A 21,964-nucleotide genomic window follows, 5' to 3' on the forward strand; every position below is an offset into this window, starting at 1 on the left:
GCCCCGCCGCGTGCGGTCGCTCAGGCCGCTTCCCCGTGCCGGTTCCACTGCGTCGGGACGGGCGGCTCCCCCGCCGCCGACCGCCGGGAGACCGGGTCGTCGCCCCGGGCCAGCCGCATCGCCCGCCGGGCGTTGACCAGCGCGTCGCAGGGCGCGCTCTGCTGGGCGCAGAGCGGACTGGGGCACCGGCCCTCCTCGTCCGGCTGGTGCGCCCTGGCGACGTCGTACGCCATGCGCCACAGCAGCGGGTCCGTCACGTCGTCCGGCAGGACAGCCTCGTGACTGGCCCGGGTTGGTGTCGGGTCGGACACGCCGAACCCCTCTCGTCGTCGCTCACCTGGTGGTTCACCCACCTGGCCGACATCAAACCTCCGTCGTCGGAGGGCCGAACGTCCACGAGGCGTCGGTCACGCCAGGTCGTGGTCGAGCTGGCCGAGCCGCCTCTCCCCCAAGCCGGCACCCACCGACGCCGCGTCAGCCTGCGAAACGGTGTGGGCCGTACGGCTTCCCCTTTCAGGCCGGGTAGGCGCGGGTCTCCGCCGCCTTGACCGCCGCCCAGACCGGCTGGCCGGGGGCGAGGTGGAGGTGGGCGGCCGCGGCCGGGGTGACGTCCGCGGCGACGGCGATCGGGCCGTCGAGCTGGACCCGCAGGTTGTCGCCGTGCCGCTGCACCCCGGTGACGGTGGCCGGCCAGACGTTGCGGGGGCTGCCGTCGGGCCGGGCCGGATGCAGGGCGACGGCGGCGGGCGGGAAGGCGACGAAGGCGTCGCCGTCGACCCGGTCGGCCGCGGTTAGGGTCAGCTCGCCGACCCGGACGGCGTGCCCGTCGGCGCGGCCCCGGTGCAGGTTGAGGCCGACCAGGCGGGCCACGTAGTCGGTGCGCGGCCGGGCGGTGACGGCGGCCGCGTCCCCCTCCTGGACGACCCGCCCGTGCTCCACGATGACCAAGCGGTCGGCGAGCACCAGGGCGTCCAGCGGGTCGTGGGTGACCAGCAGCGTCGCTCCGGCGTGCGCGCCGAGGTGACGCTGGAGCTCGGTCCGGGTGTCCAACCGGGTACGTGCGTCCAGCGCGGCGAGCGGCTCGTCGAGCAGCAGCAGGGTGGGATCGACGGCGAGGGCGCGAGCCAGGGCGACCCGCTGGGCCTGCCCACCGGAGAGCTGCCGTGGCCGGCGGCGGGCCTGCTCGGCCAGGCCAACCCGGTCGAGCCAGCGCTGCGCCCGGGCCCGGGCGGTACGCCGGTCGGCCCCCTGTCGGCGCGGCCCGAACGCGACGTTGTCCAGCGCGCTGAGGTGCGGGAAGAGCAGGTAGTCCTGGAACACCACGCCCACCGGCCGCCGCTCCGGTGGCGTCCAGACCCGGCGGTCGGGGCGGTCGAGGTCGACACCGTCGAGGGTGAGGTGCCCGCCGCTGAGCGGATGGAGGCCGGCCAGGGCCCGCAGCGCGGTGGTCTTGCCGGCGCCGTTCGGCCCGAGCAGCGCGACGACCTCGCCGGCGGCGATCCGCAGCCGTACGTCGAGGTGGAAGGCGCCCTGGCAGACGACCAGGTGCGCGTCGAGCAGGGGCGGCGCGGTCACGGCGCGCTGACCCAGCGGTCGCGCAGCCCGGCGAGGATGGCGACGGAGGCGGTGAGCAGGATGAGGCTGAGCACGATCGCGGCCTGCAGGTCGGTCTCCAGCGCCAGGTAGACGGCGAGCGGCATGGTCTGCGTCCGGCCGGGATAGTTGCCGGCGAACGTGATGGTGGCGCCGAATTCGCCGAGGGCCCGCGCCCAGCAGAGCACCGCCCCGGCGGCGATGCCGGGGGCGACGAGCGGCAGGGTGACGTGGGTGAAGGTGGTCCACCGGCCGGCCCCGAGGGTGGCGGCGGCCTCCTCGTAGCGGGGGTCCGCCCCGCGCAGCGCCCCCTCGACGGCGATGACCAGGAACGGCATGGCGACGAACGCCTCGGCGAGCACCACCCCGGTGGTGGTGAACGGCAGGGTCAGCCCGAAGGTGGCGTCCAGCCAGGAGCCGAGCAGCCCGCGGCGGCCGAAGACGAGCAGCAGCGCCACCCCGCCGACCACCGGTGGCAGCACCAGCGGGACCGTGACCAGCGCCCGGACGAGGCGGCGGCCCGGGAACTCCACCCGGGCGAGCAGCCACGCCAGGGGTACGCCGAGCGCGACGCAGACCAGTGTGGCGATGGTGGCGGTCTGCAGGGACAGCCGCAGCGCGGTGAGCACGCCCGGCTGGGTCAGTCGCTGCGGAAGGGTCGTCCACGGCGCCCGGGCGAGCAGCCCGACCAGGGGCAGGACGAGGAAGAGCAGCCCGAGCCCGGCGGGCACGAACAACGCGAGGGGCATCCTGGAGCGCATGCGGCGGGCCGCCGCGCCGGCGGTGTCGTGGGCGGACACCTACGCCTGCGGGGCCTGGAACCCGGCGGCGGTGAGCACCGCCCGGCCGGCGTCGGAGCGGACGAAGTCGACGAAGGCCCGGGCGCCGGTCGGGTTGCCGGCCCGCTTGAGCACGACGATCGGATAATCGTTGACCGCGCCGGCGGACTCGGGGAACTCGACGGCCTCCAGGTCGGAGGCGGCGGCGCGGGCGTCGGTGCGGTAGACCAGCGCAGCGTCGACCTCGCCGAGCCGCACCTTCGCCAGCGCCCCCTTGACGTCCTGCTCCAGGGTGGCCGGGGTGAGCGTGGTCCCCGCCGCGTCGAGCGCCTTGCGCGCCGCCGCCCCGCAGGGCACCTGCTCGGCGCAGAGCGCGACCTTGACCCCGGGCCGGGTCAGGTCGGCCAGGCCGGTGAGGCGGGCCGGGTTGCCCTTCGGCACCGCGATCACCAGCTGGTTCCGGACGAAGACGGTGGGCGGGCCCGCGCCGTCGCCGGCGTCGGTCACGGTCTTCATCGTCGCGGGTGACGCGGCGGCGAAGGCGTCGGCCGGCGCCCCCTGAGTGATCTGGGTGGCGAGCGCGGAGCTGCCGGCGAAGTTGAAGGTCACCGTCGTGCCGGGATGGGCCGCCTCGAAGTCCTTCCCGAGCCGGGTGAAGGTCTCGGTGAGCGAGGCCGCCGCGAAGACGGTGATCGGCCCGGTCACCCGGTCGCCGCCGGCGGCCGGCTGGTCGCCACCGCCGCAGCCGGTCAGGCCGAGGGTCAGCGCGGCCACCCCGGCCAGCGCGGCGCGGATCCACCGTACGGTCACGGGCTGGTCCTTCCCCGGGGCGCGGCGGCTCGTTCCACCACGACCGTGGTCGATTTGATCACGGCGACGGCCACCGAGCCGACCTGGAGGTCGAGGTCGTCGACCGCCTCGCGGCTCATCAGCGACACGATCCGGAACGGCCCGGCCTGGATGTCGACCTGCGCCATCACCGTGTCCTTGACGACTGCGGTGACGATCCCGCGCAGCCGGTTGCGGGCCGAGGAGAGCTCGGGGTGCCCCGGGGCGCGGACGAAGGCGGCGAGGTCCACTCCGTCGATCACCCGGTGCCCGTGGTCGTCCCGGCTCGCGGCGAGCCGACCGGCGTCGATCCAGCGGCGGACCGTGTCGGCGCTGACGCCGAGCAGTTCGGCGGCCTCACCGATCCGGAACACCGTCATCCGGCCACCCTAGCGCCTCGCAAGTGCGACGAGGAACCCACTAAGTGCCTGGCATTCTCCAATGAATGAGCCGGGCAGGCCATGGCGTCTGCGATCAGTGGCCCTCGCCCGCCCGCCGCCAGGCATGCGAGTGCAGCAGGCGGAGGCCGTTGAGCCCGACGATGACGGTGGAGCCCTCGTGGCCGGCGACCCCGAGCGGCAGCGGCAGGTGGCCGACCAGATCCCAGGTGACCAGCACGGCGATGAAGGTCCCCGCGATGACGAGGTTCGCCACCACCAGCCGGCGCGCCCGGCGGGCCAGCGAGATCAGCGCGGGCAGGGCGGACAGGTCGTCGCGGACCAGCACCGCGTCGGCGGTGCGCAGGGCCAGGTCGGAGCCGTGCCGGCCCATCGCCACCCCGGCGTCCGCGGCGGCCAGGGCCGGCGCGTCGTTGACGCCGTCGCCGACCAGCAGCACCCGGCGACCGGCGCGCTGGTGTGCGCGTACCCGGTCGACCTTCTCGGCGGGGAGCAGGCCGGCGTGCACCTCCCCGATGCCGGTCTCGGTGGCGAGGCGGCCGGCCGCGCCGGCGTTGTCGCCGGTCAGCAGCGCCGGCCGCGCGCCGGTCAGGGCCGTCAGGGCGGCGACGGTGACCGCCGCCCGCGGCCGGGCCCGGTCGGCGAGGGCCAGGACGCCGGCCGCCGCGTCGTCGACCACGACCACCACTGCGGTACGACCACCGGCCTGCACCGCGTCGACGACACGGTGGACCGACGGATCCACCGACGCGAGCCCGTCGAGGAGCGCGGGGCTGCCGACGAGCACCCGCCGCCCGTCAACGGTGGCGCTGACGCCGCGTCCCGGGGCGGAGGTGAAGTCGTGCGCGGCGGGCAGCGCGAGCCCCCGGTCCCGGGCGGCGGCCAGCAGCGCCCCGGCGAGCGGGTGCTCGCTCGGGTGCTCGGCGGCCGCCGCCAGCCGGAGCAGCTCCGCCTCGTCCGGCCGCCCGGGCGCCGGGTGGACCTCGGCGACCCGGGGCGCGCCTTCGGTCAGCGTGCCGGTCTTGTCGAAGACCACCAGGTCGGTGTCGGTCAGCCGCTCCATGACGACCGCGGACTTCACCAGGACGCCGTGCCGCCCGGCGAGGGCGATGGCGGAGAGCAGCGGGGGCATGGTGGCAAGCACCACCGCGCACGGGGAGGCGACGATCATGAAGGTCATCGCGCGCAACAGGGTCGGTTGCAGCGCTGCGCCGAACGCCAGCGGCACGGCGAAGAGCGCGAGTGTGGCCACCACCACGCCGACCGAGTAGCGCTGCTCCACCTTCTCGATGAAGAGCTGGGTGCGCGCCTTGGTCGCGGACGCCTCCTCGACCAGCGCGACGATGCGGGCGATCACCGACTCGGCCGCCGGACGATGCACCCGGGCCAGCAAGGTGCCGGTGCCGTTCACCGTGCCTGCATACACCTCGTCACCCGGGTGTTTCGGCGCCGGCAGCGGCTCGCCGGTGATGCCGGCCTGGTCGACATCGCTGGCGCCGTCGATGACCACCGCGTCGGCGCCGATCCGCTCCCCCGGACGTGTCCGGATCACGTCCCCGACGTCCAGGTCGGCGGTGTGCACCAGCTCCTCGGTGCCGTCGTCACGGATCCGGGTGGCGCGTTCGGGCGCCAGGTCGAGCAGCGCCCGGACGGAGTCGGCGGTGCGGGCGGTGGCGAACGCCTCCAGCGCGCCCGAGGTGGCGAAGATGACGATGAGGAGCGCGCCGTCGAGGACCTGGCCGATGCCCGCCGCGCCCAGCGCGGCGACGATCATCAGCAGGTCGACATCGAGGGTCCGCTCGCGCAACGCCCGCAGGCCGGCCAGCGCCGGTTCCCAGCCACCGGCGGCGTAGCAGGCGAGGTAGAACGTCCACCAGACGGCGGCGGGGGCGCCGGCGAGCTGGGCGAGGCCGCCCAGGGCGAACAGGACGCTGGCCGCCGCCGCCCACCGCACCTCGGTCAGCGCCCACATTCGGGCGGCCAGACCTCGACGGCCTACGACGGGTGCGGTGGGCGGGTCGGCAGGCAGCCGGTGGGTCGTCAAGGTCACGACGATGGACATTACCTGCATCAGTTCGCAGGTATGCAGGCAGCTGAGCAGCCGACCGAGCGGACATGGCTAGGCTGGGGCCGTGCACACCTCGCTGCCGGACTTCCGGATGCCCGACGACGAGCAGGTCCACCTGGCCGCCGAGAGTTTCCGGATGCTCGCCGATCCGACCCGCATCAAGATCCTCTGGGCGCTGCTGCAGGGCGAGTCGTCGGTCGCCTGCCTGGCCGAGCTGGTCGGCGCCGCCCCCACGGCGGTCAGCCAGCACCTGGCGAAGCTCCGCCTGGCCGGCCTGGTACGTGGCCGCCGCGAGGGCACCTTCGTCTACTACTCGGCGGCCGACGTGCACGTGCGGGCCCTGCTCGCCGAGGCGCTCTTCCACGCCGACCACACCGACCGCGACCTGCCCGACCACGCCAGCGGGGACCTGGCCGCCCACGCCCCGGCGCAGGCCGTGGAGACCCGGCCCAGCTGACCACGCCACACCTGACCGCACGGCCCAGGGCACCGAACGGCCCGGCCGATCTGCTCGGCCGGGCCGTTCGTCGCGTCAGCGTGCGCCGGGGGTGAGGCGTACCCGGCGCAGCAGTTGCGCGTTGAGCGCCACCACGATGGTGGAGGCGGACATCAGCACCGCGCCGACGGCGGGGCTGAGCGCGATCCCGGCCCAGGCCAGCGCGCCGGCGGCCAGCGGGAGCGCCACCACGTTGTAGCCGGCGGCCCAGGCCAGGTTCTGGAGCATCTTCCGGTACGACGCCCGGGAGAGCCGGATGACGCCGGTGACGCCGCGCGGGTCGGAGGAGGCCAGGATGACCCCGGCCGACTCGATCGCCACGTCGGTGCCGGCGCCGATGGCCAGCCCCACGTCGGCGCGGGCCAGGGCCGGGGCGTCGTTCACTCCGTCGCCGACCATGGCCACGGTCAGGCCGCGAGCCTGCAGGTCGGCCACCGCCCGGTCCTTGTCGGCGGGGAGGACCTCCGCGAAGACCTCGTCCACCCCGGCCCGGAAGCCCAGGTCGGCGGCGACCGCCTCGGCGACCGGTCGGACGTCCCCGGTGATCATCACCAGCTTCGTCACCCCCTGCTCGCGTAGCTCCGCGATCGCCGCGCGGGCCTCCGGCCGGACCTCGTCCTCCAGTGCGAACGCGCCGACCGCCACCGGCTGCCCGGCCTCCGGCAGCCGGACCAGGTGCAGCACCGCCGCACCCCGCGCCGACCAGGCGTCCGTCACCCGGGTCAGCTCGTCGGGGACCGTGGCCCCGAGTTCCCGCAGCAGGGCCGGCCCGCCCACCGCCCAGGCGACGCCCTCGACCACGGCCTGCACGCCCCGGCCGGTCAGCGACCGGAAGTCCCGGGCCACGGCCCGCACGCCCCGGTCCCGGGCGACCGTCACCAGCGCCCGGGCGAGGGGGTGTTCGCTGTCGGCCTCGACCGCTCCCGCGATCCGCAGCACCTCGTCCTCGCCAAAGCCGCCGGCGGCGGCCGTGGCGGTGACGGTGTGCGCGCCTCGGGTCAGGGTGCCGGTCTTGTCGAACAGCACCGCGTCCACGGTCCGCATCCGCTCCAGGGCGAGGCGGTCCTTGACCAGGATGCCGGCCTGGGCCGACACCGCCGTCGACAGCGCGATCACCAGCGGGATGGCCAGCCCGAGGGCGTGCGGGCAGGCGATCACCAGCACCGTCACCGTCCGTACCACCGCCTGGTCGAGGTCGCCGACCGCCCACCAGGCGACGAAGGTGACCAGCGCGGCGGCGGTGGCCACGTAGAACAGCAGCGCGGCGAACCGGTCGGCGAGCACCTGGGCGCGTCCGCTGGAGGCCTGCGCCTGCGCGACGAGCCGACCGATCCCGGCCAGCGCGGTGTCCTCGCCGACGGCGTCGACGCGTACGCGGAGGGCGGAGTCGGTGGCGACGGTGCCGGCGACCACCCGGTCCCCGACGCCGCGCGGCACCGGGCGCGACTCCCCCGTGATCATCGACTCGTCCAGCTCGGCGGCCCCGTCCACGATCCGGCCGTCGGCGGGGACCCGGCCGCCGGAGCGGACCAGCACCACGTCGCCGACCCGGAGTTCGCCGACCGGCACCCGCCGGACCGCGCCCTCGTCGTCGACCCGTTCGGCGTCGTCCGGCAGCAGCGCGGCCAGCGCGGCCAGGGCCCCCTGCGCCTGGCCGATCGCCTTCATCTCCTGCCAGTGGCCCAGCAGCATGATGGTCACCAGCGCCGCCAGCTCCCACCAGAAGTCCAGGTCGAACGCGCCGAGGCTGGTGGCCAGGGACGCGAGGTAGGCGACGGTGATCGCCATCGAGATCAACAGCATCATGCCGGGCGCGCGGTCCCGGACCTCCCGCAGACCGCCGACGAGGAACGGCCAGCCGCCGTAAAGGAAGACGATCGATCCGAGCACCGGGCCGACCCAGCTCATGCCGGGGAAGTCGAGCGAGTAGCCGAACCAGTCCATCACCATGTGGCTGGTCGCCACCACCGGCACGGTCAGCGCCAGGCTCAGCCAGAACTTGCGTCGGAACTGCTCCGGGTCGTGCCCGGCGTGCTTGTCGTGGCCACCACCATGACCGTGGTGCCCGTGCCCGCCGGCGTCGTGCCGGGGGCGGTCGCCCGTTAGGCGCTGCACCGGTGGGTGCCCGTGCGATGCGGCCACCTGGCCGTGATCCTGGTTCGCCGGCGCGGTCGCGGTCGCCGCGTCCCGTCCGGCGTGCGCGTGCGTCAGATGTTGATGTTTCATCGCCATCCACCTCCGCGCCCACCATATACCCCCTAGGGGTATCTGCCAACCCCGCGGCTCACCCCCGAGGGGTAGGGACTTTAGGCCCCAGGGCGACGGGTCCTCTTTCCGTGTACGGCGAGCCCGGACCGGGGCATCGTCGGTGTCGAAGACCCGGACTGGAGACGGGCAGCGGCGGTCACCACCACCACCACGACGCCGGCGACTCGAGGACATCGGGCCAGGGCCGGGCCGGACGCTTAGACCCTTCCAAGGAGCAGTCATGTCGCTCACCATCAGCCGCCGTCGGCTGCTCGCCGGCATCGCCGGGACCGTCGGGCTGGCCGGCGCCGCCGCCTGGGCCGGCGGAGTGTTCGATCCCCGGCTGGTCCCGCCGAACGGCGACCTGGTGGCGCGTACCGAGGCCGCCCGCCGCCGTTCGGGCGCGGCGACCGTCACCGCGCGGCTGAACCCCCGACCGGTCACCCACGACCTCGGCGGCCCGACCGTCGCCACCTGGGGATACGCCGACAGCGGCCCCGGCCCGCTGATCCGCGCTCGGGCCGGCGACCTGCTCCGCGTCGAGGTGACCAACGACCTGCCGGCGCCGACCAGCGTGCACTGGCACGGCATCGCCCTGCGCAACGACATGGACGGGGTGCCCGGGCTCACCCAGCGGCCGATCCCCGCCGGCGGGCGGCACACCTACGAGTTCACCGTCCCCGACCCGGGCACCTACTTCTACCACCCGCACTCGGGAGTCCAACTCGACCGGGCCCTGTACGGGGTGCTCGTCGTCGACGACCCGCACGAGACCGGCAGGTACGACGAGGAGTGGATCGTGGTGCTCGACGACTGGGTCGACGGTACCGGCCGCACCCCCGACGACGTGCTCGCCTCCCTGCGGTCGATGGGTGGGCACCAGGACATGGCCGGCATGCATCACGGCGGCCTGCCCGGCATGTCGATGGGCGGCATGGAGATGATGACCTCGCCGCTGCTGGGCGGCGCCGGCGACGTCGCGTACCCGCACTACCTGATCAACGGCCGGGTGCCGGCCGCTCCGGTCACGCTGACCGCGCGTCCCGGCCAGCGGGTGCGGATCCGCCTGGTGAATGCCGCCTCGGACACGGCATTTCGGGTGGCCCTGGGTGGGCACCGGCTCACCGTCACCCACACCGACGGCTTTCCGGTCGTTCCCGTCACCACCGACGCGCTGCTTCTGGGCATGGGCGAGCGCGCCGATGTGGTGGTCACGCTGGGCGACGGGTCCTTCCCGCTGGTCGCCGCCGCCGAGGGCAAGACCGGGCATGCTCTGGCCGTCGTCCGCAGCGGCACTGCCGGGCCGCCCAACGAGGCACGCCGTCCGGTGGAACTGGACCGGCAGGTGCTGACCACCGGCACGCTGCGAGCGGCCGAGCGGGTGGCGCTGACCGACCGCCGGCCGGACCGGGTCCACCGCCTGTTCCTGGGCGGCGCAATGATGCCGTACCGCTGGACCATCAACGGGACCACCTTCGACCACACCGACCCGCTGCTGGTCCGCCGCGGCGAACGGGTACGGCTGGAGTTCGTCAACACCAGCACCATGTTCCATCCGATGCATGTGCACGGGCACACGTTCGCGGTGGCCGGCGGAGGCGCGCGCAAGGACACGGTGATCGTGACACCGCGCCGGACCGTCGCGGTCGACCTCGACGCCGACAATCCCGGCCAGTGGATGACCCACTGCCACAACATTTACCACGCCGAGACCGGCATGATGATCAGCCTGGCCTACCGGACCTGACGGTCAGCACCGCCCGGCCAGCACGGGGCCGCTTGACCTGAACCCAGATTGCGCGGGCAAGGTGGATTCATGACCGACGACCTTCCACGCGCGACGCTCAACCCGTTCAGGATTCCGTCCGGGCCGCTTGGCCGGCTGGCCGGTTGGGTGATGGGCCGTGACGACTCGCCGCACCGAGAGGTGCTCGATCTGCTGGCGCCGAAGGTGGAGGCTCGCAGCTGCGAAATCGGATTCGGCCCGGGGCAGCTGCTCCAGTTGCTCCTCGCACGTGACGCGGACGCGCAGGTGTGCGGAGTGGACCCGTCCCCGGTCATGGTGGCACAGGCCCGCCGCCGGTTGCAGCGTCTTGGCGCAGCCGAGCGGGCTGACCTGCGGCTAGGCGTCGCGGGAGCACTGCCGTTTCCCGACCGGCACGCCGATCATGTGGTCGCGGTCAACACGGCCGCGATGTGGCCCGACCTGCAGGCAGCGCTGGCCGACGCCCGCAGGGTCCTGCGCCCCGGCGGTACCGTCCTGATCGCCTGGCACTCCGCCCATTCACCTCGGCGGATCCAGCGAACCCTTGCGCAGCCGGAGACGTGGTGGGACGAGACGACGGCGGCGCTACGGCAGGTGTTCGGCAAGGTCGAGCGCCATGAGCTGACGTACACAACCGCCTGCACCGCTACCGCACCCTGACCCTGGGCGGAGCCGCTGCTATTTGATCTTGCGCGTCGATCGGACCACGATCTTCTCGTACTCCGGGTGCTTGCCCAGCCACTCGCTGAGGAACGGGCAAATCGGCACCACAGTCCGGCCTTTGGCCCGCGCGTCGTCCATCACGGCACGGGCCAGGGCCGATCCGACGCCTTTACCCTCGAACTCCGCATCAACCTCGGTATGCGTATAGACGATGATGTTGCCGGTCAGTTGGTAGGTGACCACACCGGCTATGACGCCCGCCTCGTCCCGCGCCTCGAATCGCTCCCGCTCGGGCACGTCTGTCACGGTGAACTGCACCGCACCATCCAACCACGGTTGTCATCAGGTCGACCTCTGCTTGTGCCAGCGGCCAACGCAATTGCCACGCTCCCCGTCAGATGCGGTCGGGGGACTTGGTGGCCCTGCGGCGCCGGATCCCGACGCGGGCCAGCGCGACCAGCGCGATCTTGAGTACGACGAGTGCCACGACGACGTTGATGGCAACGCCGGTCCACTGCGATTCCGCCACTACCGCGCCCGCCAGCCCGGCGTGCAGACCGAGGACCAGGACCACGGCCAGCGCGAGGAGAATCGCCTGGAGGTGGGACCGTGGGAAGCCTCGCCGGGGCTTCGGTGGCACTCCGCCGGCCTGTCGAACCGGGGCGGCGTCGCGAGGCTCGGACCGCTGCCACGTCACGGTCAGTGGATTGCGGCGGCTGAAGCGCTCGAAGTCGCGGGTGATGACGTCGCGGATCCGGGCCAGGCCGTCCTCGTCGGCGCCGTCGATGCGCACCGTCAGCGTGTTTCCGCCGGCGGTGAGCGTGGCCTGGCCCCACGGGGTGAAGGTGACGGTTCCGCTGATGTCCGACCACTCGGCGGCTACCTGCACCTCGCGGCGGGCCGTCGTTGCGTGCAAATGCATACGGGGGGTGTGGCCGCCGCCGGCCATGGCTGCGGCGTGCTTGCAGAACTGGACGAGGTAGCGGCTGGGACGATCCGTCTGGATCTGAGCTTGCAGGATCGGCACGATATTCCTTCCTGGTCGTCTGTCGTCTGTAGGGAGCCGGCCTCGGATGATCGCGGCTGAGGCGCTGGGGTGCTCGAGGATCAGGTCCGGGTGAGGGCGATGAGCCACGCCGGGACGCCGTTCTCATCAGTGCGGCTGTCGAGGGTGGTCGCTTCGATCGAGTCGATGCGCCAGCCCGCGGTGAAGCAGGCGGTGATGTCCTCCCGCACCAGATGCCGCGCTCGGGAATTGGCCTGTGGGCCGCGGAAGCACAGGACGAAGTAGCGACCACCCGACGGCACCACCGCCTGCAACCCCTGCAGGTAGGCGGTGCGGTCCTGCTCGTCATCGAGGACATGGACCAGCAGCCCGCTGTCCAGCACGGTGTCGAAGGACTCCCCGAGGTCGGCCAGCCGCCGCACATCGTGGCGCAGGAACCGCGCGGGCAACCCGCGCTCGTGCGCCTTGTATTCCGCCGCGCTGATCACGGCGGCGGCGATGTCGACACCGGTCGCCTCAAGGCCAGCAGCGGCGCACATGAGCACGTGCTCGCCGGTCCCACAGCCGACGTCCAACACGCGACCAGCGATGGCGCCGGACTGGGCGAGGGCGAGGAACGCCGGTTGGGGCCGGCCGATGTCCCACCGCGGCCGACCGGCGTAGATCTCCTCCCAGTTCGGCCGCCCACCGTCGCGGCCCATGGGGAGATCAGGTGGCTCCTGCGCGGTGTGGTGGTGCTGGGGAATGGGTGTGTCCTGCATGTGAATGTCCGTTCTTCCCGCCGGAGTGACGCCGGCCAACACCGGGATGTCCCGCCAGGCCAAATTATCGAGACATTCTGTCTCCGTCAACGGCACTTTGTTTCGTCGTTGAACGGTGTGTACGATCGTGGGCGTGCCCAAGCTGTGGACCGAGACGATCGACGCGCACCGCGCCGCGGTTCGGGACGCCGCCATGGACGCCATGGCCGCGCTGGTGGCCAAGCACGGGCTGGTCGCGGTGACGATGTCCCAGATCGCCGAGCAGGCGGGTATCGGGCGCGCGACCCTGTACAAGTACTTCCCCGACGCCCAGGCCGTTCTCACCGCCTGGCACGAGCGTCAGATCACCGCACACCTCGACCAGCTCACCACCGCCGTCGACCCCGCCGCGCCGGCCATCGTGCGCCTGCAAGCCGTGCTGCAGACCTATGCGCACATCCAGCACCACTCGGCGCGCCACCATGGCGGCGAACTCGCCGCGCTGCTGCACCGCAGCGAACACGTCGACCGCGCCCAGCAACGACTACGCGCCTTCGTCCAAAACCTCATCGCCGAGGCCGTGCAAGACGGCGACCTGCGCGACGACGTATCCACCGACGAGTTGGCCACCTACTGTCTGCACGCCCTCACCGCGGCCGGGACCGTCCCCAGCCGAGACGCCGTCCACCGCCTGGTCGCCGTCACCCTGGCCGGACTGAGCGCTCCTCCCCGGTAACTCGTCGGGAATCTTGTCGACGGCAAGGTGGTCTGCTCATCGGTTCCCCGGGGTCAGGTGCACCCGACGCAGCGTCTGGGCGTTGAGGGCGACGACGATCGTCGACGCGGACATGAGCACGGCGGCGGCGGCCGGGCTGAGCGAGACGCCGGCCCAGGCGAAGACGCCGGCGGCCACGGGAATGGCGACCACGTTGTAGCCGGCCGCCCAGATCAGGTTCTGGACCATCTTGCGGTACGACGCCTTGGACAGCCGAACGGCGGCGGGGACGCCGCGCGGGTCGGAGGAGGCGAGCACCACCCCGGCCGACTCGATGGCCACATCGGTACCGGCGCCGATGGCCAGCCCGACGTCGGCGCGGGCGAGTGCGGGGGCGTCGTTGACGCCGTCCCCCACCATCGCCACCCGGTGGCCGCGTTCCTGCAGGCCCGCGACGATCTCGTCCTTGTCGGCGGGCAGCACCTCGGCGAAGACCTCGTCCACGCCGGGGCGAAAACCCAGATCGGCCGCGACGGCGTCCGCCACCGGGCGGGCGTCACCGGTGATCATCGCGATCTTCCGGATGCCGAGCTGACGCAGCTCCACGATCGCCTGGCGGGCCTCCTGGCGTACCTCGTCCTCGAGCGCCAGGGCGCCGACGACCCGCGGGGCGCCGTCAAGACGAACCAGATAGAGCACGGCGGCCCCCCGCGCCGACCACTTCTCCTCGGCCTGGCGCAGCCGGTCCGGGACGTCGGCGTGCAGCTCGCGCAGCAGGGCCGGTCCACCCACCGCGTACGCCCTCCCCGCCACGGTGGCCTGCACGCCGCGTCCGGGCAGCGAGCGGAAGTCGGTGCCGGTGGCCGGTCCGATCCGCTGGGCGGCCGCCACGATGGCCCGGGCGAGCGGGTGCTCGCTGTCGGCCTCGACCCCGGCGGCCAGCCGCAGCACCTCGTCCTCGGCCATTCCGTCAGCGGCGACCCCGGCGACGGTGTGTTGCCCCTTGGTGAGGGTGCCGGTCTTGTCAATCAGGACCGCGTCCACCGTGCGCATCCGCTCCAGCGCCAAGCGGTCCTTGACCAGGATCCCGGCCCTCGCCGCCACGCTGGTCGACAGGGCGATGACCAGGGGGATCGCCAGGCCGAGGGCGTGCGGGCAGGAGATCACCAGCACGGTGATGGTGCGTACGACCCCCTGGTCGGCCCTGCCGAGCGCCGACCAGGCGACCAGGCTGACCACGGCGGTGGCGGTGGCGATGTAGAACAGCCATGCCGCGAACCGGTCGGCCAGCACCTGCGCCCGGCCGCCGGCTTGCTGCGCCTGGGTGACCAGCCGCTGGATGCCGGCCAGCGCGGTGTCCTCGCCCACCGCGTCGACCTGCATCCGGATGGCCGAGTCGGTGGCCACCGTGCCAGCGACCACCCGGTCCCCCACGCCCCGCGGCACCGGCCGGGACTCTCCTGTGATCATCGACTCGTCAAGCTCGGCGCTGCCCTCGACGACGTGCCCGTCCGCGGGCACCCGCCCGCCAGGACGGACCAGCACGATGTCGCCGGGACCCAGGTCGGCCACCGCCACCCGCTCGATGGAGCCGTCCGGCCTGATCCGCTCGGCCTCGTCCGGCAGCAGCGCGGCCAGCGCGGCCAGTGCCCCGCGCGCCTGGCCGATCGCCGTCATCTCCTGCCAGTGGCCGAACAGCATGATCGTGACCAGCGCGGCGAGTTCCCACCAGAAGTCGAGGCCGAAGACGCCCACGCTCGTCGCCACCGAGGCGAGGTACGCCACGGTGATCGCCATTCCGATCAGCAGCATCATGCCGGGCGCCCGGTCGCGCACCTCCCGTACGGCCCCGACGAGGAACGGCCAACCGCCGTAAAAGAACACCACCGACCCGAGCACCGGACCCACCAACGAGACACCCGGGAAGTTCAGCGAGTAGCCCAGCCAGTCCATCACCAGGTGACTGGTGAGCACGATGGGGATGGTCAGCGCCAGACAGACCCAGAACCGGCGGCGGAACATCGCCGGATCGTGGCCGGCATGCTTGTCGTGCCGCTGGTGGGTTCCCGCCCCATGTGCACCGGCACCCGACTGCCCTCCACTGTGGTGCACCTGCCTCGCCTCCCCGGGTCACCGTTTCGAGCGGAGGGTGTCCACGCGGGCGACCGACTGGTCGATCCGTGCCTCGGTGAGGCGTCCGGAGCGGACCAGGTCGACGACGGTGTCGAGGGTCCGGTCGACGACCATCGGGTCGTAGACCTGCTGGTTGGCGAAGACCAGGAGGTCGATGCCGGCCTGCAACGCCAGGGCGACGGCCTCGGGCGCGCCGTAGCGACGGGTGATCGCGACCGCCTGCATGTCGTCGCTGACCACCGGCCCCTGAAAGCCGAGCCGGCCGCGGAGCAGGTCGGTCACGATGGCCGGCGACAGCGAGGCCGGACGGCTCGGATCGAGCTGTCTGTTCAGCACGTGCGCGGCCATCACCGAGTCCGCCAGGCCCGCGTTGATCAGCCGTTCGAACGGTTCCAGCTCGCTGGGCTGCCAGGTGGAGCTGACGTCGACAGCCTCGAAGTCGGTGTTGCCGGTCGCGCTGCCGGACCCGGGGAAATGCTTGAGCGATGTCTTGACCCCCGCGGCGCGGTGGACCTCGATCTCCTCGCTGGCGTTACTGACGACGACATCGGCGTCGGCCGAGAAGCTGCGGTCGAGTTTGCCGATCGCCCGGCTCTCCGGGTTGACGTTCAGGTCGACGACCGGTGCGTAATTGAGGTTCACCCCGATCGACGTGAGGCTCTGGACGAGTCCGCGGGCCCAGTCGCGCGTCGCGGTCGGGGAATTCTGCGCGCCGATCTCCGCCTGCGACCTGGTGGCCGGAAAGCCGTTGCTCGGGTTGAGCCGTGAGGTGCGACCACCCTCCTGGTCGATCGACACGATCAGCCGACCCGGCGAGGCCCTTCGCAGAGTATTGACGAGGGCCTTCACCTGGCCCGGTGAGGTGATGTTACGAGGCGCCTTCGTCTCCAGGTCCCGATCGAACAGAATCACGCCGCCGAGGCCGCTCCTGACCGCTTTCATGATCCATTCGTTCTCGTCGAGCCGTTCCCCCCGAAAACCGACGACCAGCAGACTGGCGACCTTGCGTCGAAGGGTGCGCTCGTCGCTCGCCGGGGACGTCGCCGGGCCGGGTCGCGTCGGCGTCGACCTCGGCGCCGTGGAGCCGCTCGATTCACAGGCGGTCAGGGTCGCCACGGCGGCCGAGCCGGCTCCCACCAACAGCAGCCGGCGAGACAGACTCATACTGTTCACCTCTGCACGCTACGGCTCCCTACGCCCGCCCACCGGCAAACCGCGGGGACCACAACCATCGGGGTACCGGTCGGAGCGGCAGTGTGTGCGCGGCACGTGAAGACCGAGCGATTCCCGGTGCCGGAACACATAGGTGGCCAGCGGGTTACCCTCGGGTCACGGCCGGCCCCCAGGAGAGCGGAATGAGCAGCCAGACAACGGTGATGCCCGCGGCGTTCTTCGGCCACGGCAACCCGATGAACGCCCTGGAGGTCAACCGCTACACGTCCGCCTGGCGCGACTTCGGACGGGCGGTGTCACGACCCCGGGCGATCCTGGTGGTGTCCGCGCACTGGTACATCGGCGCCACCGCCGTCACGGCCATGCCCCGGCCCCGCACCATCCACGACTTCTACGGGTTCCCGCAGCAACTGTTCGACGTGGAATACCCGGCGCCGGGGCTGCCGGAGCTGGCCGAGGAGATCAGCGACGTCGTGCACCCCACCTGGGTCGGCGCCGACCTGGACTCCTGGGGCATCGACCACGGCACCTGGTCCGTGCTGACCCACGCCTTCCCGGACGCCGACATCCCGGTGGTGCAGCTGAGCATCAACGCGTTCAAGGGCCTGGATTACCACCTGGAGCTCGGCGCCCGGCTCGCGCCGCTGCGCGAGCGCGGGGTGCTGATCGTGGCCAGCGGCAACGTGGTGCACAACCTGGGCGGGGTGGACCCCCGGCTGGCCGACGAGGGCTTTGACTGGGCGCACCGCTTCGACGAGGCGGCCCGGGAGATCATGCTGGACGCGCCGACCGAGGCGGCCCGGCTGGACGGCCACCGCGACTACGACCTGGCCGTGCCGACGCCGGACCACTTCATCCCGCTGCTGTATCTGGCCGGCCTGGCGGGCACCGCCGAGGACCGCCCGGAGGTCCTGGTGGACGGGTACGCGTACGGGTCGCTGTCGATGACCGCGTACACGGTGGGTCTGTCCTGCCAACGCGGGGGCCAACCGGCGGGCGCGCCGTCGCTGCCCGCCGACGTGCCGGCGGACTCGGCGAACATCTGACGGCGCTCACCGCGGGCAGAAGCCGACATTTCACCACTTTACGGTGCCAGGTGTGTTTAGCTTCACGAGGAACGGTAGCCTCCGCCCGGGAGAGGGACTGACATGCACGGACGCGAGCTGCGTGGTCTGCTGCATCCCTTTCTCCTGCTCCTGGTCTTCGAGCGGCCTGGTCACGGGTACGACCTGATCGACCGGCTCAAGGCAATGGGACTGCCCGATGTGGAACCCGGTCACGTTTACCGGGTGCTACGCGGTCTGGAACGCGACCGATCGCTCATCTCCGGGTGGAAGACCACCGGGGCGGGGCCGGCGCGCCGGTGCTACGAGGTGACAGCCAAGGGCCGCAACGATCTTCGGTCGTGGATGGTCCGGCTGGCGCAGCTCGATCAGGTCATCGGCGCCTGTCTGCGCCGCTCGGCGGACGCCTTCGAGGGATCGCGGAACGCACATCGTGATGTGTACGCCACTTCCCGACGCTGAACGGATGACCATGCATCCGCCCGTGTTGCCGGCAGTTCACCGAGCGTTCGCCCGACGGGTGGCACCCGCGGAGGCGCTCGCCGGCGACGCAACGCAGATCGCGCGGGCCTGCTACGAGATGGCCGTACGCTTCCATCGCGGCGGAAAGTTGATCGTCTTCGGCAACGGCGGGCCGGCAACCGATGCGCAGCACGTCGTGGTGGAGTTCGTCCACCCGGTCATCGTGGGCAAGCGGGCGCTGCCGGCGATCTCGCTGACCAACGATGCCGCAACCCTCACCGGGATCGCCCGGGCGGAGGGCTTCGACGAGGTGTTCGCCGCCCAGGTGCGGCTGCTCGCTTCCCCCGAGGACATCGCGCTCGGACTGTCCGTCGATGGCCGGTGCGCCAACGTACGCCGCGGGCTGGCGGCGGCCCGCGACCGTGGTCTGCTCACCGTCGGGCTCCTCGGCGCTGACGGCGGCGACATCGCTCGTGACGCAGTCGTCGACCATGTCGTCGTGGCCCGCTCCGACGACCCGTGCATCGTCAAGGAGGTGCACGTGACGATCTATCACATCCTGTGGGAGCTGGTGCACGTGTTCTTCGAGCAGCCCGGCCTGCTGGAGCCGGAGGTGATCCGGTGAGCCCGCAGCCGGTTCGTGCCGGCCAGCGGACGGCCGTGCCCGAGTGCCACGACGACGGCGTGTGCATCACCTGTTCCGACGTCGCGGTTGCCGTCCGGGTGCGTGAGCTGATGGCCGACGGCCTGGCCATCGTCGACACGGATGCCGGGCCGGAGGAGGTCAGTGTGGCGCTGGTCGAGGCGGGGCCGGGCGACATCGTGCTGGTGCACGCCAAGGAGGCCATCGCGGTCGTGGAGAAGAGCTCATGAGCGCCCGCGTCGAGGGCGCCATCGGGGCGCTCTACCCGTTCCTCGACGCCCAACCGACCGACGTGGAGACGGTGCTCGCCGCGGTGGCGAGGTCCACCGCGGAGAAGGCGGCAGAAATCGTCGCCCTCCGCGAGTCCCTGGTCGCCGAGCAGGGGCAGCGGTTGGTCGACTGCGCCCGCCGATTCGCCGCGGCCTTCCGGGCCGGCGGCACGCTGTTCGCGTTCGGCAACGGCGGAAGCAGCACGGACGCCCAGGACGTCGCGCAGCTGTTCCTGCACCCACCGAAGGTCGCAAGCCCGTTGCCGGCCATCTCGTTGACCCACGACGTCGCGCTGATCACGGCACTCTCCAACGACGTGGGGTTCGACGTGGTCTTCGCCCGACAACTGGCGGCGTTCGGCCGCGCCGGGGACATCGCGGTGGGGCTGTCCACGAGCGGAGGATCGACCAACGTCCTGCGCGCCTTCGAGGAGGCGGCCCGGCGGGGCATGCTCACCGTCGGCATCGCCGGATACGACGGCGGCCGGATGGCGGAATCCGAGGTCATCGACCACCTGTTCGTGGTGCCGTCCGCATCGGTGCACCGGGTCCAGGAGGCGCAGACGACGCTCTACCACGTGCTCTGGGAACTCACCCAGCAGGCACTGGCCGACGAGCTCTGACCGGTTGCCATGGGTCTGGCCAGCGTGGGGCGGGTGCACGTCCGCGTCGAGGGCATCGTGCAGGGGGTCGGCTTCCGGCCGTTCGTGCACGCGCTGGCCACGGAGTACAACCTGGCCGGGTTCGTCGGCAACGACACGGCCGGCGTCTTCGTCGAGGTCGAAGGGGACGGGGACCACCTGGCCGCCTTCGTGACGGACCTCAGCCGCCGGGCACCGACGCTCGCCCAGGTGGAGCGGATCACCACCGAAGCGCTCCCGCCGACGGGGCAGCCCGGCTTCACCATCGTCACCAGCGTCACCGGCGCCGGCCGGGAGGCATTGATCTCCCCGGACACCGCCACCTGCCCGGACTGCCTGGCGGAGCTCTCCGATCCGACGGACCGGCGCCACGGCTACCCGTTCACGAACTGCACCAACTGCGGCCCGCGGTTCACCATCGTCGAGGACGTTCCGTACGACCGCGGCACCACCACGATGGCCGAGTTTCCGCTCTGCGCCGGCTGCGCCGCCGAGTACGCAGACCCGGGAGACCGCCGCTTCCACGCCGAGCCGGTGTGCTGCCCGCTGTGCGGACCCGCCCTGCGGCTCGTCGACGCCGACGGCGACCCGATTTCCGGCGATCCCGTGGACAGCGCCGTTCGGTGGCTGCGGAACGGCCGGATCGTCGCGGTCAAGGGCCTGGGCGGCTACCACCTGGCCGCCCGGGCCGACGACGAACGGGCCGTTTCGACGCTGCGCGCCCGCAAGCACCGCGAGGAGAAACCGTTCGCCGTGATGGCCGCCGACCTCCGGGCGGCACGCGCCCTGGTCGACGTGCTGCCGGCGGCCGTGCCGGTGCTCACCGGCGCCCGCCGTCCCATCGTGCTGCTGCCACGCCGCGCCGACGCCCCGGTCGCCCCGTCGGTGGCGCCGGGCAACCGCGACCTGGGCGTCATGTTGCCGTACACGCCGCTGCACCACCTGCTGCTCGCGCGGCTCGGCATGCCGATCGTGCTGACCAGCGGCAATGTCTCCGACGAACCGATCGCCCACCGGGACGACGACGCCCGGCAGCGGCTGGCCCGGATCGCCGACGGTTTCCTGATGCACGACCGGCGCATCCACGTCCGGACCGACGACTCGGTGGTGCGCGTGTTCCGGGATCGTGAGCTGCCGGTGCGGCGGTCCCGTGGTTACGTGCCCGCGCCGGTGACGGTGCCGTGGCGGTTCGACCGGCCGGTGCTGGCGTGCGGCGCGGAGTTGAAGAACACGTTCTGCGTGGCGAAGGGCCGGCGGGCGTTCGTGTCGCACCACATCGGCGACCTGGAGAACTACGAGACGTTGCGCGCCTTCACCGACGGGATCCAGCACTTCACCCGGCTCTTCGACGTCCGACCGGAGGTCGTCGCCCATGACCTGCATCCCGAGTACCTGTCGACGAAGTACGCCCTGCAGCGCGACGACGTCGAACTGGTCGGCGTGCAGCACCACCACGCCCACATCGCGTCCTGCCTGGCCGACAACGGCGAACGCGGCCCGGTGATCGGCGTCGCCTTCGACGGTCTCGGGTTCGGCCCGGACGGCACCCTCTGGGGAGGTGAGCTGCTCGTCGCGGACCTGGCCGGGTTCGAGCGGGTCGGCCACCTGGGCGCGGTGCCGATGCCGGGCGGGGTCGCGGCGGTACGCGAGCCGTGGCGGATGGCGGCGGCCTACCTCGACGAGATCTACGGCGACGCCGTGCCCGACCTGGAGCTGGTGCGGCGGCACGAGCGGCGGTGGCCCGCGGTGGTGGCCCTGGCGCGGAGCGGGACGAACTCGCCGCGTACCTCGAGCGCGGGCCGGCTGTTCGACGCCGTCTCGGCGATCCTCGGCCTGCGCGACCGCATCACGTACGAGGGGCAGGCCGCGATCACCCTGGAGCAGCGGGCCCATCCCGACGAGCGCGGCGGCTACCGGATCGAGGTGACCGGACCGGTCCCGCTCCTGGACATCGGACGCGGGCTGGTCCGGTGCGTGGTCGACGACCTGCTCGCCAAGGTGGACCCCGGCCGGATCGCCGCGCGTTTCCACCACGGCCTGGCGGACGCCGTGGTACGGGCGGCGGCATCGGTGCGGGACAGCACGGGTCTGGCCACCGTCGCGCTCTCCGGCGGCGTCTTCCAGAACGTGCTGCTGCTCCATCAGGTGGTGTGCGGGCTGGAGGAGGACGGCTTCCGGGTGCTCGTGCACTCGCGGGTGCCGCCCAACGACGGCGGCATCTCTCTCGGCCAGGCCGCGGTGGCCGCGGCCCGAGCCGTTCCCGCCACCTGACGCCGGACCG

General features: G+C 72.6%; 22 protein-coding genes. 10 read left to right on the top strand and 12 right to left on the bottom strand.

Features of this window, described 5'->3' with window-relative positions:
- Positions 1-20: 20 nt before the first annotated feature.
- The 6 genes from GA0070624_RS24005 to GA0070624_RS24030 all read right to left on the bottom strand — a co-directional run bounded on the left by GA0070624_RS24005 (position 21) and on the right by GA0070624_RS24030 (position 5,648).
- Complete coding sequence (locus GA0070624_RS24005; RefSeq protein WP_176731533.1) at positions 21-311, bottom strand: hypothetical protein; 291 nt, start codon at positions 309-311, stop codon at positions 21-23.
- A gap of 202 nt (positions 312-513) precedes the next feature.
- Complete coding sequence (locus tag GA0070624_RS24010; protein ID WP_425413517.1) at positions 514-1,575, bottom strand: ABC transporter ATP-binding protein; 1,062 nt, start codon at positions 1,573-1,575, stop codon at positions 514-516.
- Positions 1,572-2,342 carry an ABC transporter permease gene (locus tag GA0070624_RS24015; RefSeq protein WP_245719185.1) on the bottom strand — a complete coding sequence of 257 codons (771 nt, stop codon included), beginning with the start codon at positions 2,340-2,342 and terminating at the stop codon, positions 1,572-1,574. Before GA0070624_RS24015 ends, GA0070624_RS24010 begins: the two co-directional genes overlap by 4 nt.
- Before the next feature lie 51 nt (positions 2,343-2,393).
- Positions 2,394-3,167, bottom strand: coding sequence for a molybdate ABC transporter substrate-binding protein (gene modA, locus GA0070624_RS24020; RefSeq protein WP_218105424.1), 774 nt, complete (start codon positions 3,165-3,167; stop codon positions 2,394-2,396).
- An 11-nt stretch (positions 3,168-3,178) separates the two neighbouring features.
- Entirely contained in the window at positions 3,179-3,580 is a 402-nt protein-coding gene (locus GA0070624_RS24025) for a TOBE domain-containing protein (protein ID WP_091344845.1), read from the bottom strand.
- 94 nt (positions 3,581-3,674) lie between these two features.
- The gene (locus tag GA0070624_RS24030; protein ID WP_425413518.1) at positions 3,675-5,648 is read right to left on the bottom strand and encodes a heavy metal translocating P-type ATPase; all 1,974 of its coding nucleotides are present in this window, start codon (positions 5,646-5,648) and stop codon (positions 3,675-3,677) included.
- An 82-nt stretch (positions 5,649-5,730) separates the two neighbouring features.
- Here GA0070624_RS24030 and GA0070624_RS24035 point away from each other — a divergent pair, with 82 nt between their 5' ends.
- Positions 5,731-6,123, top strand: a complete 393-nt coding sequence (locus GA0070624_RS24035) for an ArsR/SmtB family transcription factor (RefSeq protein WP_091344849.1) — start codon at positions 5,731-5,733, stop codon at positions 6,121-6,123.
- Between the two features lie 75 nt (positions 6,124-6,198).
- Here GA0070624_RS24035 and GA0070624_RS24040 read toward each other — a convergent pair whose 3' ends face one another.
- Positions 6,199-8,388, bottom strand: a complete 2,190-nt coding sequence (locus tag GA0070624_RS24040; RefSeq protein WP_091349669.1) for a heavy metal translocating P-type ATPase — start codon at positions 8,386-8,388, stop codon at positions 6,199-6,201.
- A 262-nt stretch (positions 8,389-8,650) separates the two neighbouring features.
- On the opposite strand from GA0070624_RS24040, the gene GA0070624_RS24045 reads away from it, so the two are divergent.
- Positions 8,651-10,156, top strand: coding sequence for a multicopper oxidase family protein (locus tag GA0070624_RS24045; protein WP_091344852.1), 1,506 nt, complete (start codon positions 8,651-8,653; stop codon positions 10,154-10,156).
- Positions 10,157-10,225: 69 nt separating this feature from the next.
- Positions 10,226-10,834, top strand: a complete 609-nt coding sequence (locus tag GA0070624_RS24050) for a class I SAM-dependent methyltransferase (RefSeq protein WP_091344882.1) — start codon at positions 10,226-10,228, stop codon at positions 10,832-10,834.
- Between the two features lie 18 nt (positions 10,835-10,852).
- Here the strand turns inward: GA0070624_RS24050 and GA0070624_RS24055 are convergent, their stop codons facing one another.
- From GA0070624_RS24055 to GA0070624_RS24065, 3 genes are all read right to left on the bottom strand, one after another.
- Positions 10,853-11,155: a GNAT family N-acetyltransferase gene (locus GA0070624_RS24055; protein WP_091344884.1), complete on the bottom strand. Its 303-nt coding sequence runs from the start codon at positions 11,153-11,155 to the stop codon at positions 10,853-10,855.
- A gap of 76 nt (positions 11,156-11,231) precedes the next feature.
- The gene (locus GA0070624_RS24060; RefSeq protein ID WP_176731844.1) at positions 11,232-11,864 is read right to left on the bottom strand and encodes a DUF2218 domain-containing protein; all 633 of its coding nucleotides are present in this window, start codon (positions 11,862-11,864) and stop codon (positions 11,232-11,234) included.
- 80 nt (positions 11,865-11,944) lie between these two features.
- Entirely contained in the window at positions 11,945-12,604 is a 660-nt protein-coding gene (locus tag GA0070624_RS24065) for a class I SAM-dependent methyltransferase (protein WP_218105274.1), read from the bottom strand.
- Between the two features lie 133 nt (positions 12,605-12,737).
- Here GA0070624_RS24065 and GA0070624_RS24070 point away from each other — a divergent pair, with 133 nt between their 5' ends.
- Positions 12,738-13,319: a TetR/AcrR family transcriptional regulator gene (locus GA0070624_RS24070; RefSeq protein ID WP_091349673.1), complete on the top strand. Its 582-nt coding sequence runs from the start codon at positions 12,738-12,740 to the stop codon at positions 13,317-13,319.
- 36 nt (positions 13,320-13,355) lie between these two features.
- On the opposite strand, the gene GA0070624_RS24075 is transcribed toward GA0070624_RS24070, so the two are convergent.
- Positions 13,356-15,410 carry a heavy metal translocating P-type ATPase gene (locus GA0070624_RS24075; RefSeq protein ID WP_425413519.1) on the bottom strand — a complete coding sequence of 685 codons (2,055 nt, stop codon included), beginning with the start codon at positions 15,408-15,410 and terminating at the stop codon, positions 13,356-13,358.
- A gap of 18 nt (positions 15,411-15,428) precedes the next feature.
- Positions 15,429-16,595 carry a glycoside hydrolase family 3 protein gene (locus tag GA0070624_RS24080; protein WP_245718954.1) on the bottom strand — a complete coding sequence of 389 codons (1,167 nt, stop codon included), beginning with the start codon at positions 16,593-16,595 and terminating at the stop codon, positions 15,429-15,431.
- Between the two features lie 191 nt (positions 16,596-16,786).
- On the opposite strand from GA0070624_RS24080, the gene ygiD reads away from it, so the two are divergent.
- From ygiD to hypF, 6 genes are all read left to right on the top strand, one after another.
- Positions 16,787-17,650: a 4,5-DOPA-extradiol-dioxygenase gene (gene ygiD, locus GA0070624_RS24085; RefSeq protein WP_245718955.1), complete on the top strand. Its 864-nt coding sequence runs from the start codon at positions 16,787-16,789 to the stop codon at positions 17,648-17,650.
- Positions 17,651-17,752: 102 nt separating this feature from the next.
- Positions 17,753-18,130 carry a helix-turn-helix transcriptional regulator gene (locus GA0070624_RS24090; protein WP_091344893.1) on the top strand — a complete coding sequence of 126 codons (378 nt, stop codon included), beginning with the start codon at positions 17,753-17,755 and terminating at the stop codon, positions 18,128-18,130.
- A gap of 58 nt (positions 18,131-18,188) precedes the next feature.
- Positions 18,189-18,755, top strand: coding sequence for a D-sedoheptulose-7-phosphate isomerase (locus tag GA0070624_RS24095; protein ID WP_218105275.1), 567 nt, complete (start codon positions 18,189-18,191; stop codon positions 18,753-18,755).
- Complete coding sequence (locus GA0070624_RS24100; RefSeq protein WP_218105276.1) at positions 18,752-19,003, top strand: HypC/HybG/HupF family hydrogenase formation chaperone; 252 nt, start codon at positions 18,752-18,754, stop codon at positions 19,001-19,003. The genes GA0070624_RS24095 and GA0070624_RS24100 overlap by 4 nt, the downstream gene beginning before the upstream one ends.
- On the top strand, positions 19,000-19,665 hold the full coding sequence (locus tag GA0070624_RS24105) for a D-sedoheptulose-7-phosphate isomerase (RefSeq protein WP_091344899.1): 666 nt from the start codon (positions 19,000-19,002) through the stop codon (positions 19,663-19,665). Before GA0070624_RS24100 ends, GA0070624_RS24105 begins: the two co-directional genes overlap by 4 nt.
- Positions 19,666-19,674: 9 nt before the next feature.
- Positions 19,675-21,954 (top strand): carbamoyltransferase HypF, encoded by a 2,280-nt coding sequence (gene hypF / locus GA0070624_RS24110; RefSeq protein ID WP_176731845.1) that lies wholly within the window; start codon positions 19,675-19,677, stop codon positions 21,952-21,954.
- The last annotated feature ends 10 nt before the right edge of the window (positions 21,955-21,964 follow it).

The sequence above is a fragment of the Micromonospora rhizosphaerae genome, from assembly GCF_900091465.1.
Classification (GTDB): Bacteria; Actinomycetota; Actinomycetes; order Mycobacteriales; family Micromonosporaceae; genus Micromonospora; species Micromonospora rhizosphaerae.

Coding starts and splice junctions, on each gene's coding strand:
- GA0070624_RS24015 (WP_245719185.1), bottom strand. CDS start 2,342: ATGCCCCTCGCGTTGTTCGTGCCCGCCGGGCTCGGGCTGCTCTTCCTC.
- GA0070624_RS24025 (WP_091344845.1), bottom strand. CDS start 3,580: ATGACGGTGTTCCGGATCGGTGAGGCCGCCGAACTGCTCGGCGTCAGC.
- GA0070624_RS24040 (WP_091349669.1), bottom strand. CDS start 8,388: ATGAAACATCAACATCTGACGCACGCGCACGCCGGACGGGACGCGGCG.
- ygiD (WP_245718955.1), top strand. CDS start 16,787: ATGAGCAGCCAGACAACGGTGATGCCCGCGGCGTTCTTCGGCCACGGC.
- GA0070624_RS24050 (WP_091344882.1), top strand. CDS start 10,226: ATGACCGACGACCTTCCACGCGCGACGCTCAACCCGTTCAGGATTCCG.
- GA0070624_RS24090 (WP_091344893.1), top strand. CDS start 17,753: ATGCACGGACGCGAGCTGCGTGGTCTGCTGCATCCCTTTCTCCTGCTC.
- GA0070624_RS24065 (WP_218105274.1), bottom strand. CDS start 12,604: ATGCAGGACACACCCATTCCCCAGCACCACCACACCGCGCAGGAGCCA.
- GA0070624_RS24045 (WP_091344852.1), top strand. CDS start 8,651: ATGTCGCTCACCATCAGCCGCCGTCGGCTGCTCGCCGGCATCGCCGGG.
- GA0070624_RS24080 (WP_245718954.1), bottom strand. CDS start 16,595: ATGAGTCTGTCTCGCCGGCTGCTGTTGGTGGGAGCCGGCTCGGCCGCC.
- GA0070624_RS24105 (WP_091344899.1), top strand. CDS start 19,000: ATGAGCGCCCGCGTCGAGGGCGCCATCGGGGCGCTCTACCCGTTCCTC.
- hypF (WP_176731845.1), top strand. CDS start 19,675: ATGGGTCTGGCCAGCGTGGGGCGGGTGCACGTCCGCGTCGAGGGCATC.